The following is a 14,792-nucleotide window of genomic DNA, read 5'->3' as shown; positions in this document are numbered from 1 at the left end:
TCCTCACAAAAAAATTGTTGTACTTTCTCTTCGATTATATACTGCTATTCATAATCCTTCTAGGATTTTTTCATTTTAATTGTGCAATGAGGATACTTTTTATTGTTCCCGGTATCTCTCAAGTAAATAATAAAGGATGAAATTCGGCCATAAACCCATAATATAAGGGAGCAAATTGTTTCAGGCTGTTGGGACTATTTTCTTTGAGACGTTTAAAGAAGAAAACCTGGTGGGTCGGCTCCATTTTCTCTAAAAGTTTCCCCAATTCCGGCATTGAAAATTTGCCTTGCGGAACACTTAGGACATAGTGAACCAGACGTTCCACAAATTGATGCATAATATACTCACTGTCCAAATATTGTTTCGGAATTTCCCCATTTTTAATGATTTCACCAAAAGAAACAGCTTGGGCAGAAAAGGGGAGATCTTCTATGGTTTTTGAAAGTTTCGTCACGTTTTTTAAGAACCCTTCACTGAAGTGAACGGCAAAGAAATCAACATTTTCATGTGGTTAATATATAATTGTATCAGGGGTCCCCAGTATATCAAAACCTTTTTGCCAACTTTCTTACCACAATATTTGCAAAATTTCCCTGTACGTCAAAAATGTTTGCACATTCGTCCTGACCCACTCTAACCACCAAATCCTGTCCGAGTCTATTTCTAGGAAATGGGCGCCAAACAGCCAAAAATTAAAAATATTCATGTCATTCCTCTGACTGACCTCTATACTTCCTTAAAATTTCAATTAAAACAGAATAAAAAATGGGAAAATATTCTACAATTACATGAAAATCCTGATCAAAAGTCTTTATCTCTATACTGCTCTCGTTGAAAGTGAGACCACCTTTAAGACATCACCCAGATCTTAAAGGAGGAAAGCCATGGGCCACTAGGAACCAATTGAACGCTGAACAGCAAATTGACGAACCGCTCTCGTCTTACTCGTACTGAAATGGGAAGAATCGGTGGCGGAAGCCGCCCGGCCACATGGCCTGACGGTCAGGGACGTAAAAGGCTGGCAAAACCAGTTTATTCGTGCGGCAGAAAATGGCTTGCGGCGTCGGCCCAAGGACGAGGAGGTGCTGAAAGAAGAGCAGATCAAAACACTGAAATATAAGATTGGGGAGTTCGTGTTCGAGAATGACGTGTGACGGAAGACCTTGCAACCGTACCCTTTAGGGCGGGAGATGGCAGACGCGTGGGAGCCGCGATTCCGGACATCTCGCAACGAACCGCCTGTTGTCTTCTCCAGGTCAGCCGATCGGCGATGCATCGGCTGACCAAAGGGTTAATCTTTCAGATCTGGCGGTTTCGACAGGCCTGTCGAGCCTCCGGCTTGGCTCAAGAGTTTATTACTCCATACACCCCGCAACAGAATGGGCTCATTGAACGGCTTTTTCAAAGTCTCAAAGAAGAGGGCGGCTGGCAACATCGTTTTGGCAGATTTAAGGAAGCGCGTCATAAGATCAACTGCTGGATAGCGATGGAACCGGTGCGACCTCATCAAGCTTTGCAGTACCTGAGTCCTCAGGAATATCGGCACCAACAAGACTTACAGTTGGCGTGATTTCGCGGAAGCATTACATCTTTTCAACCTACGGCTAAAAAATAAAACCCTTCAATTGGAATCGAGCATTGAACCCGGCACTATTAATACAAGTTTATTATAAATAATAGGAAGAAGGTTGATGGGGAATTCAGAATCAATTAATTCTTTCAGAATATACTGGCATTTCCCTTTTTTAATGTAATTCTCTTTGGAAGAAAAAAATTTCGAACCTGGTAGTTTTTAAAGTACGAACCTTATCCTTGACATTATAATATTCAATTTATTCCTCATGCATACCTAAAATTTAACCCACTTTAATCCAAACCAGGTATCTCGACTGAAACTATGTAAAATTCAAACCATTTCTGTTAGTCCGCAACTTACATAGTCTTCCAAAAATTAAAGGGATCAGTTTCCCCCATAAAAAAAGCAGGGGGCGACATCTGTCGCCCCCTGCTCTTCGGTCTCCCCTCTGGGCTTCCGCTTACAGCCAGTTCACCCGCTCCGCCGGGCGGATGTAAATCGGCTCTTCCACTTGCTGCCGCACCGCTTCCTTGCCCGATTTGTTGAACCCCAACACCGTGTCGTTGTACATCTCAAACTTCCGCCCATGGATTTGGGTTTCGAACACTTTCGGTCCCGGAATCACGTCATACCGGAAGATGATCTGTTGGCTCGCCCGCCACAACTGCAGCACCGCCAACAATTCCCGGCTCGGCACCAGATACTTCTCTATCGCATTATCCACTCCCGGCCCGAACATCTGCCGGATGTAGCCCCGTGGGGCTTGGCGTGGGGGAATGTAGAAGCCATTGGGCTCCGTGCCCCATTGCGGATACAACGGCAACGCCACTTGTTCCACCCGAATGGCATAGTACAACGGATTCCAGCGATCTTCCGCCCATAACCCGTCATCGCCCACCTTCACCAGCCCTTGCAACCGGATCTTACCCACGCACGCCGCCATACATCGGGTTTCCATCGGCTCGCCCCCCGTGAGGGGGTCTTTGCCCTCGACCCGCGGATAGCACGCAATACACTTCTCACTTACCCGCGTCGTGCCCCGGTACATCGGCTTCTTAAACGGGCATTGTTCCACACACTTCTTGTACCCCCGGCACCGGTTCTGGTCGATCAACACAATCCCGTCTTCCGGCCGCTTGTAGATGGCCTTCCGCGGACACGCCGCCAGACAGCCTGGATACGTACAGTGGTTACAGATGCGTTGCAGATAGAAGAAATACGTTTCATGCTCCGGCAAGCTGCTGCCTTGCATTTTCCACGGCTCTTCTTTCGTGAACCCCGTCTTATCCACTCCTTCCACGATCGCCCGCATCGAGGTCGCCGTGTCTTCATAAATATTCACAAACCGCCATTCCTGGTCGGTCGGGATGTAGCCAATGGCCGCCTGCCCGATCTTGGCCCCCGCATCAAAGATCGTCATCCCTTCAAACACTCCGTACGGTGCATGGTGCTTGCGGCCCACCCGCACGTTCCACACCTGGCCGCCCGGATTGACTTGCTCGATGAGCTGCGTAATCTTGACGTCGTAAAATTGTGGATAGCCCCCATACGGCTTCGTTTCCACGTTGTTCCACCACATGTATTCCTGCCCTTTGCTGAACAGCCACGTCGACTTGTCCGCCATCGAGCAGGTTTGACATGCCAAACACCGGTTGATGTTAAAGACAAACGCAAACTGCCATTTCGGATGCCGCTCCTCATACGGATACAGCATCTTTCGTCCTAACTGCCAGTTATACACTTCAGGCATTGTCGTCCTCCGTTTCTGTTGTTTGAAATATCAAGTGAACGAGTGGGGAACCCAAAGAAATTACTTTCTTTAGGCTCCCCTGAACACGTTCTTACACTTTAATCTTAATATGATCACCCTTCAGCCATTTGATCATGAACTCATTCTCCTGGCCTGGGGTAAACCCGGTCCGAACCGGCTCCCACGGTCCACGCCCGCCGATACCGCCGTCTTCCGCCTTGGTTATGCGGATCAGACATTCCTTCGGCGTCGTATTGACCGCATGATGGTCAATCGCAAAGCCCCATTTAAACTTCCAGCCCACGGGATGTTTGCCCGGCAACGAGTCGGTTTGATGCATGGGCATCAGCCAACTGCGGGTAAACGACTGCTGCGCTCCATACCGGAAGTTCGATTGATAGCCCGTGTCCAGCGCAATCGCCCGTCCATCCGGCCGGGTTTCATGCCCTTTCACCGACTTCGCGGTCGACACATACGGCGCATGCTTGGCCATCGTGACATGGTACGGGAACGCCGGGTTGTACTTCGCCCGGATCATTAACCGCGCCACCTTGTAATACGGGTCACTGGGCTTCCAGCCCCGATACGGCCGGTCCACCGGGTTGCCGTCGATGTAGACATAGTCCCCATCGTTGATCCCCCGATCTTTGGCCGCGGCCGGGTTGATATGGATTTGATGCTCGCCAACTCCTGGCGTCCGCTTATCCATCCGATAGGCATCCCCAAAGTTGGATTCATACATCTGCACCCAGTCATTCACCGACCATTGGCTATGCACCCGATGCCGGGTCTTCGGAGTGACGCAATAGAACTGATACCCCTTCTCCCAAAGCGGATTGGCGTACCGTTTAATTTCCGACCAGGGCAACTTGATGTTGCGGATGGTTTTGTCGTCATGATGTTGCGCCGTGATCGGCACCCCATAGTCATCCGGCCGGATATACGGATTGGAGGACATGATCGCATTCGGCAAATACGGGGTTGCCTCCGGGCCTTCCCGATGGACAATGAAGTTTTCCCCATATTCAATGGCTTCCGGCTCCACCCGGTAGGTTTCCAGGCGTCCGCTACGCGTCCACTGCGGTTTCGATTCGTTGACTTCTTCCCACAATGGGACGCGAGGATAGGTCCGGGTCATGACCATCCAGCCCTTTTCCGACTTCAACATCGTATCCGCGTTATAGCCATAGGAGCAGTTGCCCGCATCCAACAACCGTTGCAGATACACGTCCACGCGATTGTCATAGACAAACTTAAAGTAATCGCGGAACCGCCCATCCCCCGTCATTTCGGTGAGTTTAGCCGCGACGCCCGCGACCGTATCCAAATCGTTCCGTGTGTCATACAACGGCCGGATGCCGCCTTTCCACACCTGGAACCAGGGATTCGACACCGTCGCCGTATGTTCCGGATAGGTAAACTCCATCCACGTATTCACCGCAAATGACACGTCGAAATGGTTGACATCCGACGTCATCTCGACTTCTTGATTCACCAGACATTCATTATGCGGATCCACATTCTTGACCATGTCATAATGGTGCTTGGCATTATTGAGAATATTGACATTGGCCACCCACCGGAATTTACTCGGGGTCGGCATGTGTGTTTTGCCTGTAAACACCCGACGACCATACTTCGGCGTATTCACAATCAACGCCGTATCGCCGTGGTTCCAATAGCCGGGCTCCTCCCCATAATAGTAACTTCTTACGTGAATTTCCTTTCCATGGGCATTGGGGTCCGTCGTAATCTTGAACGGATCCTCTCCGGTATGCACTCCAAGACCGGATCCTGCCCACGGGGTCGCCGCCCAGGTTCCCGCCTTATAATTCCCGGACCAGGTATGACACCCGCTGCCGAATTTCCCAATATTCCCCGTATAAATGAGGTTCAAGGCCGCCGCCCGCCCATTTTGGGTCATGTGGAAATAATGACAGACGCCTTCCCCGTTGTGAATCGCAGCCGGTTTGACCGTCCCGATATCACGCGCCCACCGCACGATCAAATCTTTGGGAGACCGACAGATTTGATGCACCGTATCCAAATCATAGTCTTGGAGATGGACTTGATACATTTGGAAAATCGGCATCACGTCCACTTCCCGCCCACTGACCAAACGCACCCGGTGCGTCCCCGTCAAGGCCGGGTCAATGCCACTCTTCTTGAAATGCCACCCCACCAATTCACGATGAATGGGAACCGCTTGATTCTTGTTCAGATCCCAGACCATGAGGCCACCTAACCGCGCGATTTCTGCCGGTGTCAGCGTCTGCACTTTGCCCGAATAGGATTTGGAAAAATCGGGGAACTGATAATCTTTAATCACATCACGCGGATCTAAATACTGCAGGGTATCGGTCCGGACCAGGAGAGGCATATCGGTGTAGGACCGACAAAAATCCGCATCGAACAAGCCCTCATCTACAAGCATTTTACACGACCCTAAAAAGAAAGAGGCATCAGACTCTGGACGCACAGGAATCCAGTAGTCCGCTCGATAGGCCGTCGGATTGTATTCCGGGGTAATGACCGCAATACGCGCACCACGTTCAATGGATTCAAGTTTCCAGTGGGCTTCCGGCATCTTGTTTTCGACGAAGTTCTTGCCCCAACTGGTATTAAACTTCGTGAAGCGCATGTCGCTCAAATCCACGTCACAATTCTGGGTCCCATTCCACCAGGGCTGGGAAGGATCCTGGTCGCCGTGCCAGGTATAGTTATTCCAGTAGCGTCCGCCTTGCGCATGTTCAGGCGTAACTTTTCGTACGTAGGTATCCAATAAGGCGCCGCAGCCGCCATTCATCCGGGTGATGCCCATTTTCCCAATGATTCCCAAAACAGGCATGCCAGCCCGGAATTTCATGCTTCGAACTCCTGAGCCTTTCATCATCTCCAGCATCTCGGGCGGATAGCCTTGCTCCCGCAACCGTCGAGCCCCAGCCTCACCGCTATACCGGTTGGCGATGATGATCATGGCCTTCGCCAAATAGGTAAACGCCGTATCCCAGGACACCCGCAACATGTCGTCCAAATAACGGGCATTAAATTTGTATTTCGTCTGAATGGCTGGCGTGAACTCCGGGCTCCCGTCATCCATCCATTGCTTCCACCCCCGACGCATCAAGGGCCCCTTGAGCCGGTACGGTCCGTACACCCGCCGATGCATCGTAAACCCCTTCAGGCACATGCGGGGGTTATGCGCGAACGTCCCACGATTACCATAGAGATCTTCATAGGTCTGGTGATCGTAATTTTGCTCCACGCGCATGACGACCCCGTTTCGGACAAACGCCCGGATTCGACAGGCATGCGTGTCATTGGGAGAACAACACCAGGTAAACGAACTGTCATAGCGATATTGATCGTGGTAGACCCGCTCCCATGAACGGTCAGGATATTCGCCGAGAGGATTCCCGACTTCGATGACTGGCTGTAACGCCGTTAAGGCCAGCGCCTTATCGGCCAGTGCGACTGCAGCTACCGTTCCCGCTGAAACTTTCAAGAATTGCCGTCTAGAAAGAAACATTGCTTACACCTCCTAAGTGAGTGCAGGACATTAAGTCCATGATTTAATTCATCAATCCAAATTCAAAACTCTTTATCACCTCCTTTACATGAATGAAATTTGCCCAATTAAAATACTTAACCTTAATTATGATTTGTTAAAAATATACTAAGAACAGGAAAAGCAAGATTTGAACCTTTTTTAATTATTATAAAAATTTCATAAGTATTTGTTTAAATTATAAAAAATACAAAAACTAACTTTTGGGTAAAATGAATTGATCCAAAATGGTAACATTCACAATTTCCTTCAAATGATTTCCCTTTCTTAAAATCCTACTTACAAAAAATCATAAACACTTGAAAATTATATATAAAATTATTTAAAAATTACATTGCCTTAAATAGAGATACCAATTGGTAACAAATAATTAAAAGGTAACATTAATTTATTTCAAACAATTTTAACCAGCAACATTCAAAAATATCCCAATGCATAGGCAATTGAACCCCTAACGCAAATCCGCTCCAATTCTTTTGGTTAAATTTTCTAAATTCCCAACATTTTGAATCGCTTCCATTATGATCAATCGTCGCACAACACAATTAGGCGGATGAAGAGTCGTTTATAAAGGACTTGAATCAAATAAAAAAACGCACAGCCGGCATATTCCTCAATTTTAACGTCTGGATAAAACACCAATTTTTGGACAATAATGGCTTAGACTACAAGTACTGCACCGCGGCGAGACTGGTGTGCATATGTTTTGACCGAATGGGACCAAGATCCCATTGAGAGGAATCCACCACCTTCGAGGAAGCTTCCCACGGAGTGCTTGCTCTGTTCCATCCGGGGTAGTGGTAAAGACAAAGCCCCATCGATTGCAAATCCGATGGACATGTGTATCTACACAAATTCCTGGCATTTTATAGGCTAAAGTAACCACCAGATTAGCCGTTTTACGACCAACTCCTGGCAATGATAACAGGGCATCAATGGTATCAGGTGTTTTCCCGTGAAAATCCTTGCAAATCTTTTGGCTTAAGTCCTTAATTTGCTTGGCTTTTACGCGATAAAACGCAACCGGGAAAATGGTATTTTCTATTTTTTTCACCTGCATTTTAGCCATTGAAAATGGGTCAGATGAAATAGCAAATAACCTCTTGCTAGCCTCGGCGGTCACCTGATCACGAGTGCGCAAGCTCAAAACACAGGCAATCAAAATTTCAAAAGGGTCACTACCTTGTTCGGCAAGGTGACTAAGGATTGGGGTAGGAAGTGGCCTTATGGCCTTCTTAACCAGACTGAGGAAGACAACATTGTCATCCTCATTCATATTTTCCTTAAATTAGACTTGGAGAGAAAAATTGAGGAGAAATTGCGATGTTGCAGGCAAATAGTTACTGGAAGGCTAAAACATTCTATTCTTTGAAAGCCATTTTTGGCGACGACGTGCAGCTTCACGCTCTTTACCCTTTTTCTTAACGCTGGGTTTTTCATAAAATCTGCGCCGTTTCAATTCACGAAATAAACCCTCTGCCGCTAACTTTTTCTTAGCAACTTTCAATGCTTTTTCAACGTTGTTATTGATAACTCGTACTTCCACGTTTCCCTCAACCTAAAGATTAAATCAACATTTTACAGTTCAATGGCCTGCTACCGAGTCTGGCACTTTATCACGAGTTGGAATCCTATGCAAGACGAAAATAATTCGAATATTCAGACATTTTATTTTAAAATCAAGAGACTATGCGTTTTCAATAGCTTTGCCTAAAAAGACTGCACTCAGGAGTCTTTTAAGGCGGCAATAATATCCAATATCATTTTTTTGCCGTCCCCAAATAACATTAAAGAATTATCCAGGGCGAATAATGGATTAGGGATTCCAGCAAAACCAGGGCTTAAGCTGCGCTTAATCACCACAACAATCTTTGCCTTATCAACATCAATGATAGGCATTCCCGCAATGGGACTGCTTGGATCAGTCCTGGCTAATGGGTTCACCACATCGTTGGCACCAATAACCAGGACTACATCAACCTGATCGATGGTTTGGTTGATGTCATCCATATCCTTTAGGGAATCATAAGGAACATCGGCTTCTGCCATCAGCACATTCATATGACCTGGCATTCTTCCCGCCACAGGGTGAATGCCATATTCCACGGTTGTTCCGCGGCTCTCAAGGAGCGCAGCAAGGCTTGCCACCGGATGCTGTGCTTGAGATACAGCCATTCCGTAACCTGGAATAATGGCCACTCGCCGCGCCGCATCAAACAACAAGGCAACTTCCTCAGGAGATGCCGACTTAACTTTTCCGCCATACACTTCATCTGCAGTTTGGCCGCCCTCGCCCGAAGGCCCCATGACCCCAAACAAAACATTGGTCAACGAGCGGTTCATGGCCTTGCACATAATATGGGTCAGGATGATCCCGGACGCACCGACTAATGAACCGGTAATAATGAGGACATTATTGGAAAGCACAAAACCTGTTGCGGCGGCAGCTAAACCCGAATAGGAATTCAATAATGCGACCACCACAGGCATATCCGCACCACCAATAGGAAGCACAAGCAAAATTCCTAGAATAGATGCCACCCCAACCAACATCCAGTACAGCGAGAAGCTTTCAGGATTTAGGACCACCCCGATACTTAATCCCAGCACCAATACAGCCAATATTGAATTAATAACCTGTTGACCGGAAAACAATACCGCGTTTTCGGAGATCAGTCCCTTCAGCTTTCCAAAGGCTACCAAACTACCCCAAAACGTCACGGCCCCGATTAAACCTGATGCAGCTGTGGCAATGGTTAATTGAAGAATGGGTGAATCTGTTAAGGAAGAACCTTCAATCAATGCGGCCCCAGCCACAAAAATCGAGGCAGCGCCACCAAACCCATTTAAAAGGGCGACCATCTCGGGCATGGAGGTCATCTCTATGCGCAGCGCTAACACCGCTCCAATAGCGCCACCCACTACCATTCCCAAAATAATGTACTCATAACTGACAATGTGTCGATCAGTAAGGGTCACTATCACGGCCAGCAGCATTCCACAGGCACCCAGAAGATTCCCGCGAACTGCCGTTCGAGGATGGGTAAGCCCTTTCAAACCAAAAATAAACAGGACGGACGCAACGAGGTAAGAAAAATTTATAATAAAATCGTACATATAGTTTTAATTCTTCTTTTTGAACATGGCCAACATTCGGTTCGTCACCATAAACCCACCAATCACATTGATGCTCGCCAAGACCACAGACAGAAAACCCAAAACTGTAGTAACCCACAGTTCGGTTCCTGTAGAAACAATGGCTCCCACTAAGGTGATACCTGAGATGGCATTAGAACCTGACATTAAAGGAGTGTGAAGAGTGGGTGGGATCTTCGTGATGACCTCGAAGCCCACGAAGATCGCGAGAACAAATACTGTAAACGACATGAGAAACATTTCCATAGCAATTCCCTCGTTCTTACGCCGATTGAGCTGGAAGCCCCAATAACTCTCGAATGCGCGGCTGAACAACTTCCCCATTTCGCGTCATCATGGTTTCTTTTGTAATTTCGTCGTTCATATCAAGTTGAATCTCCCCTTTTTTCACTAAATGGAGGAGAAAGGTCGCCACATTTTTGGCATACATTTGACTAGCATGATACGGAACGGTTGAGGACAAGTTTTCAGGACCATGAATAGTCACACCATCCACTACAATAGTATGGCCAGGCTTGGTCAGCTCGCAGTTCCCGCCTCGCTCTGCAGCCAAATCAACAATCACTGACCCTGGAGCCATAGCCCCAACCATATCCGTCGTAATAAGAATCGGTGCTTTTTTCCCAGGCACGGCTGCCGTGGAGATCACTACATCACTGGCGGCAATGACTTTTCCTAATAACTCTCGTTGCTTTTTGTAAAAGGTTTCATCTTGGGCTTTGGCATACCCCCCTTTATCTTCCGCCGCGCCCGTTTCCAATGGCAACTCAACAAACTTGGCACCTAAACTTAAAATCTGTTCCTTGACGGCAGGCCGAATATCATACGCCTCAACAGCAGCCCCTAATCGCTTGGCCACAGAAATGGCTTGCAATCCTGCAACCCCAGCGCCAATGATCAAGACCTTCGCAGGGGTGACCGTTCCGGCTGCGGTCATGAGCATTGGAAACATTTTGGGCAGAGAACTGGCGGCAATCAGTACCGCTTTATAACCAGCGACTGTGCCCATGGAGGAAAGGATGTCCATGCTTTGGGCACGGGTAATGCGAGGCATCAATTCTAATGCAAAGGCCGTGACCTCACGAGAGGCAAGGTCTTGAACCGATTGGGGGACGGTCAAGGCTTCGGCCATTCCAATTAGCATCTGTCCTTTGCGAAAGCCGGCTAAGTCTGATTGGCCTTCGGTAGGGTTAGCCCCCAGCAAACGCACCTGAACCACGCAATCAGCCTTTTCAAGCACTTGTGCGCGAGAGGAGGCTATAGTTGCCCCTTTTTCGATATAGGTGGAATCAGGGTAACCGGCTTGCTCACCTGCCTCGGATTCCACAATGACATCCATTCCCCCTTTTTTCAGTGAGGGAAGCACGGCTGGAACTAGAGCAACACGGTGTTCACCAGGATACGTTTCTTTCAGGACGCCAACAATCATAGGGGCATATCTCTAAAAATAAGGGTTATAGAAATTTTACAAATTTATTAAATCTGCCGGGAATTTTAATGCTCCTTAACAAACCCTGTGTTGATATCATAGGGATTCAAAGAGAATCAATGTGTCTTTGGATCTATAAGGTGAATGAGACTAACGGCCCATCGTGTTAGGCAAGACCGAGGCAACACGCCTCATAGCCAATCAACAGAGAAATCACAGGAGAGGTAGCCACGGGTTCCGCGACCAAAAGAAACTTTTCACTCAACTACTTTTCTTTGAATAGAATGCCTGCGCGATCTCAGTCGCCAGAAATAGCATGGCACGGCTATGGGTATAGCATGCATGGCCGAATAAATGTTGTCGAGGAGACTCCTCCGCTTGCACCCCATATTCCACCAACAAACATTGTCCGTCATTAGCACATCGTGTGGCACGCCTGGTACATTCCAGCCACCGTTCAAAGCCGTCATAGGGTTCAAAAATTTCCCGGAAATCAACATTGGCCTGCTCGGCCTCAGGGTTATTCGGAACCATGTCAGTTCCAGCTACAGCCAATTGCTGTACATAATCACCTCCAGTTTGATAGGGCACTTCCCACGCAATTTGAGGTAATTCCATTTTAGCCAACCAACGCTTGCCATCCGTTCGAATTTCACGATGATTCACAAAATGAAGTAGATGACCAACCCCATCGATATCCCAACCATAGCGAATCGGTGTCCCTAGCGTGACAACATCGACCGCTGCTCCATTTAACGCCACTTGATCCATTACAAGACCATACATACATTCGAGTTGGGCTACGGACCGATCCGCTGAAGGGCACGACTGCCAGTATTTGGCCAAAATCTCGAAAACGCGCGCCCTCGCCTCTGATTCCCCTTTGGTGAGAATATTCGACAATAAAGCCAGGACCTGCCCAGCATGACCATGACCGACGAGAAGAACCCGATCATCTTTTGTTAAGTCAAGACTAGAGCCCCATTTTTGAAGATACATTAAGAGGTGAATGGCGGCTTCGACTCGGCCAACATGATGATTTACCGAGGACCAAATGTAGCGATTACAAGGAATAGATTTCTCGCTCGCCGGAGTCAGGGCGAGTTCAATATTCCTTACATACGACGAAGAAAAATTCCCTATTTCCTGAGCGAGCAGGTCCAACCTTTTGTGCGTTGCTTCATCATCTGACACAGGGGGGTGGAGGGAATCTCCTGGGAAACAAATACCATTTGTGGCAGGGCGAAGAAGAGCCAGCAATGATTCTAAACCAGATATTCCCCGTGAATACCCTCGTTTTAAACCTCCAACCTCATCTAACCTGGCAGCTCCAAAGAGATCCATAAAGGGAAGACCCTGGAGAAAGAGTACCCCCTTCACTCGGGATTGGGCCATGTGTTCGCCAACGCCAGCCATGGCTTGGCCCCACTCAGGAGAATCCGGAGCCGCTCCAGGCTGAAAGGTTCGATAGCCCACCCGTGCACCAGGGTCCGACTTTGAATAATTGGCATGTTGGAAATTATTTTCGTGAGGCATCGCGAACCATCCCTACTGTGAATACCCCCATTCATAATGGATACCCCAGACCGAGGGCAAGAGAAGCTTGAAAATTTTTGGGGTCCTTTATTATGGAAAGAAACGCCTGGGCTTCTCAGTTGGTTGACCGCCTGAAAATCTGCATGATAAGTTCAAATCCAACCACTCATCTGACAGTGGAGGAGAAGTTTCCTACTCAGAGAATGTAAGGTTCATTCCCAATTTCATCTATATTTTCTTTTCCTGGAGCAGGGCAGAAATTATGAGCACTTCCCAAATACCTACCCCCCAACATCGTCGTGGTAAACGCATGCGGTGTTTTTTCTTCGCATGGAGTTTGGTCTGGCTTCCGCTAATCGGAGGAACAGCTTCGATTGCTTCTGCCACACAAGCCGAACACATTATTCTGGTTGTATTGGAAGGGATCAAATCATCATCCATCCAAAGCGGTGCGACCCCAAACCTGGCTCGTTTAGCTAAGGAGGGAGTGGTGACCTGGGCCGCTCACTCCATTGCTCCACCTCTCACTGTTCCGGCGATGGCCTCTCTGCTCACCGGACTTCAAGTCGAGAAGCATCGGGTGACCGCCGAATGGGAAACATACGATTTTGCACGTTCATTTATGCGTTCACCCACAGTCTTTGATTACATGGATCTGGCTGGCGGAAAAGACACAGGCGTCTTTCTTATGGATGAACGCCTCTATCAATTGATTCGACCTGAAATTTACGTCGATTCCCAAGTCTGTGGCTACACCAAACCCCAATGCACGCCTGAAAGAGCGTCGGCATACATCAAAGACTTTTTAAAAAAAGTCACCAGTGAGAAAGGCTATGGCTTCCGACTTTTTGGAGTACCAAACCTCTTATTAGTCCACCTGCCTACGGCGGTGAAGGTCGGACAAAAATACGGGTGGGATTCCGAAAAATACTCCGATGCCCTAAAGGCAATCGATACTACTGTGGAACAAATCATCCAAACGTATAAAGAACTTGGGGTATTGGACAAAACCATGGTGATTGTTACTGGCTTGAATAGCGGACCCCTTTCCTCCCCAGGAGGAGGCGTGAAACCAGTCTCTACCAGTCCTACTTCCCCTGAGTTAGATGCCACCGTCCCATGGATTGCCTGGGGCGCGAATATTAAGAAAAATCACCCCATCACCCAATCAGTCTCTTTGTTAGATACGGGAGCAACCATCATGTATGCCCTCGGGCTTGAAACGTATACAGAATGGGACAGCCACGCTATTGGTGAAATTTTCCAAACCGTTCCAGAACGACGGACCACCGGCAATGAACCATAAAACAAACAATAAAACCATGATTCGAATACATTTTCCGCGTCAATTCACACATATCGTTTTCTGCCTGTTGCTCATGGGAATTTCTCCACTGCTTATTCAGCTCGGGCACACCGCAGACTCTAACAACCCTTTGTTGCGACAATTTCCAATTACCGTGAATCCGAGCGCCCTCGCCCCTCCGACATGGTGGCACGTACCCGGCATGACGCCGTTGATTTGGACAAAAGATCCCATTAGTAGTGACGCCTACAAAACATCCGAGACCAGAACACTGAACCTCAAGCCTGGAGAATATCGCTTTGGGACTTTTACGTTTGATTTCTTATTCAAGGTCACCTTATCCGGGACCTTGGAATTCTCTCCAACACTTGATCAATGTGTAGACGGACGAGGAACACAAGTCCTGACAATTCGTTGTAGCCATACGCAACCCTATCCCCAAGAACCGGACTACCCGAAATAATCGGAAGG

Annotated in this window: 13 protein-coding genes; 4 read left to right on the top strand and 9 right to left on the bottom strand. The window is 48.0% G+C overall.

Translation table 11 applies throughout. From position 1 onward, the window contains the following. Window positions 1-118: 118 nt before the first annotated feature. Window positions 119-454 (bottom strand): hypothetical protein, encoded by a 336-nt coding sequence (locus PJI16_05275; protein MDT3776968.1) that lies wholly within the window; start codon window positions 452-454, stop codon window positions 119-121. Window positions 455-968: 514 nt separating this feature from the next. On the opposite strand from PJI16_05275, the gene PJI16_05270 reads away from it, so the two are divergent. Both PJI16_05270 and PJI16_05265 read left to right on the top strand, forming a co-directional pair. Beyond that, complete coding sequence (locus PJI16_05270) at window positions 969-1,154, top strand: hypothetical protein (GenBank protein MDT3776967.1); 186 nt, start codon at window positions 969-971, stop codon at window positions 1,152-1,154. Further along, window positions 1,151-1,570: an integrase core domain-containing protein gene (locus PJI16_05265; protein MDT3776966.1), complete on the top strand. Its 420-nt coding sequence runs from the start codon at window positions 1,151-1,153 to the stop codon at window positions 1,568-1,570. Before PJI16_05270 ends, PJI16_05265 begins: the two co-directional genes overlap by 4 nt. A 466-nt stretch (window positions 1,571-2,036) precedes the next feature. On the opposite strand, the gene PJI16_05260 is transcribed toward PJI16_05265, so the two are convergent. The 8 genes from PJI16_05260 to PJI16_05225 form a co-directional block, all read right to left on the bottom strand. After that, window positions 2,037-3,326, bottom strand: a complete 1,290-nt coding sequence (locus PJI16_05260) for a nitrate oxidoreductase subunit beta (GenBank protein ID MDT3776965.1) — start codon at window positions 3,324-3,326, stop codon at window positions 2,037-2,039. Between the two features lie 91 nt (window positions 3,327-3,417). Further along, complete coding sequence (locus tag PJI16_05255) at window positions 3,418-6,855, bottom strand: molybdopterin-dependent oxidoreductase (GenBank protein MDT3776964.1); 3,438 nt, start codon at window positions 6,853-6,855, stop codon at window positions 3,418-3,420. 658 nt (window positions 6,856-7,513) lie between these two features. Continuing rightward, the gene (locus tag PJI16_05250; protein MDT3776963.1) at window positions 7,514-8,170 is read right to left on the bottom strand and encodes an endonuclease III; all 657 of its coding nucleotides are present in this window, start codon (window positions 8,168-8,170) and stop codon (window positions 7,514-7,516) included. A 75-nt stretch (window positions 8,171-8,245) separates the two neighbouring features. Continuing rightward, window positions 8,246-8,440, bottom strand: a complete 195-nt coding sequence (gene rpsU, locus PJI16_05245; protein MDT3776962.1) for a 30S ribosomal protein S21 — start codon at window positions 8,438-8,440, stop codon at window positions 8,246-8,248. A gap of 179 nt (window positions 8,441-8,619) precedes the next feature. Continuing rightward, complete coding sequence (locus tag PJI16_05240; GenBank protein ID MDT3776961.1) at window positions 8,620-10,011, bottom strand: NAD(P)(+) transhydrogenase (Re/Si-specific) subunit beta; 1,392 nt, start codon at window positions 10,009-10,011, stop codon at window positions 8,620-8,622. A 6-nt stretch (window positions 10,012-10,017) separates the two neighbouring features. Then, window positions 10,018-10,296 carry a proton-translocating transhydrogenase family protein gene (locus PJI16_05235; protein MDT3776960.1) on the bottom strand — a complete coding sequence of 93 codons (279 nt, stop codon included), beginning with the start codon at window positions 10,294-10,296 and terminating at the stop codon, window positions 10,018-10,020. Window positions 10,297-10,312: 16 nt separating this feature from the next. Continuing rightward, window positions 10,313-11,479 (bottom strand): NAD(P) transhydrogenase subunit alpha, encoded by a 1,167-nt coding sequence (locus tag PJI16_05230; GenBank protein MDT3776959.1) that lies wholly within the window; start codon window positions 11,477-11,479, stop codon window positions 10,313-10,315. A gap of 261 nt (window positions 11,480-11,740) precedes the next feature. After that, window positions 11,741-13,015 carry a hypothetical protein gene (locus tag PJI16_05225; protein ID MDT3776958.1) on the bottom strand — a complete coding sequence of 425 codons (1,275 nt, stop codon included), beginning with the start codon at window positions 13,013-13,015 and terminating at the stop codon, window positions 11,741-11,743. A 262-nt stretch (window positions 13,016-13,277) separates the two neighbouring features. Between PJI16_05225 and PJI16_05220 the strand changes: the two genes are divergently transcribed. Both PJI16_05220 and PJI16_05215 read left to right on the top strand, forming a co-directional pair. Beyond that, window positions 13,278-14,321: an alkaline phosphatase gene (locus PJI16_05220; protein ID MDT3776957.1), complete on the top strand. Its 1,044-nt coding sequence runs from the start codon at window positions 13,278-13,280 to the stop codon at window positions 14,319-14,321. After that, complete coding sequence (locus PJI16_05215; protein MDT3776956.1) at window positions 14,311-14,784, top strand: hypothetical protein; 474 nt, start codon at window positions 14,311-14,313, stop codon at window positions 14,782-14,784. The genes PJI16_05220 and PJI16_05215 overlap by 11 nt, the downstream gene beginning before the upstream one ends. Window positions 14,785-14,792: the final 8 nt, after the last annotated feature.

Source organism: Nitrospira sp. MA-1, from assembly GCA_032139905.1.
Lineage (GTDB): Bacteria > Nitrospirota > Nitrospiria > Nitrospirales > UBA8639 > Nitrospira_E.
This window is presented reverse-complemented; position numbering and strand designations above follow the sequence as displayed.

Excerpts from the sequence above, each read along its gene's own strand:
- PJI16_05240 (MDT3776961.1), bottom strand. The coding sequence starts at position 10,011 with ATGTACGATTTTATTATAAATTTTTCTTACCTCGTTGCGTCCGTCCTG.
- PJI16_05215 (MDT3776956.1), top strand. The coding sequence starts at position 14,311 with ATGAACCATAAAACAAACAATAAAACCATGATTCGAATACATTTTCCG.
- PJI16_05235 (MDT3776960.1), bottom strand. The coding sequence starts at position 10,296 with ATGGAAATGTTTCTCATGTCGTTTACAGTATTTGTTCTCGCGATCTTC.
- PJI16_05260 (MDT3776965.1), bottom strand. The coding sequence starts at position 3,326 with ATGCCTGAAGTGTATAACTGGCAGTTAGGACGAAAGATGCTGTATCCG.
- PJI16_05255 (MDT3776964.1), bottom strand. The coding sequence starts at position 6,855 with ATGTTTCTTTCTAGACGGCAATTCTTGAAAGTTTCAGCGGGAACGGTA.
- PJI16_05250 (MDT3776963.1), bottom strand. The coding sequence starts at position 8,170 with ATGAATGAGGATGACAATGTTGTCTTCCTCAGTCTGGTTAAGAAGGCC.
- PJI16_05230 (MDT3776959.1), bottom strand. The coding sequence starts at position 11,479 with ATGATTGTTGGCGTCCTGAAAGAAACGTATCCTGGTGAACACCGTGTT.
- PJI16_05225 (MDT3776958.1), bottom strand. The coding sequence starts at position 13,015 with ATGCCTCACGAAAATAATTTCCAACATGCCAATTATTCAAAGTCGGAC.
- PJI16_05220 (MDT3776957.1), top strand. The coding sequence starts at position 13,278 with ATGAGCACTTCCCAAATACCTACCCCCCAACATCGTCGTGGTAAACGC.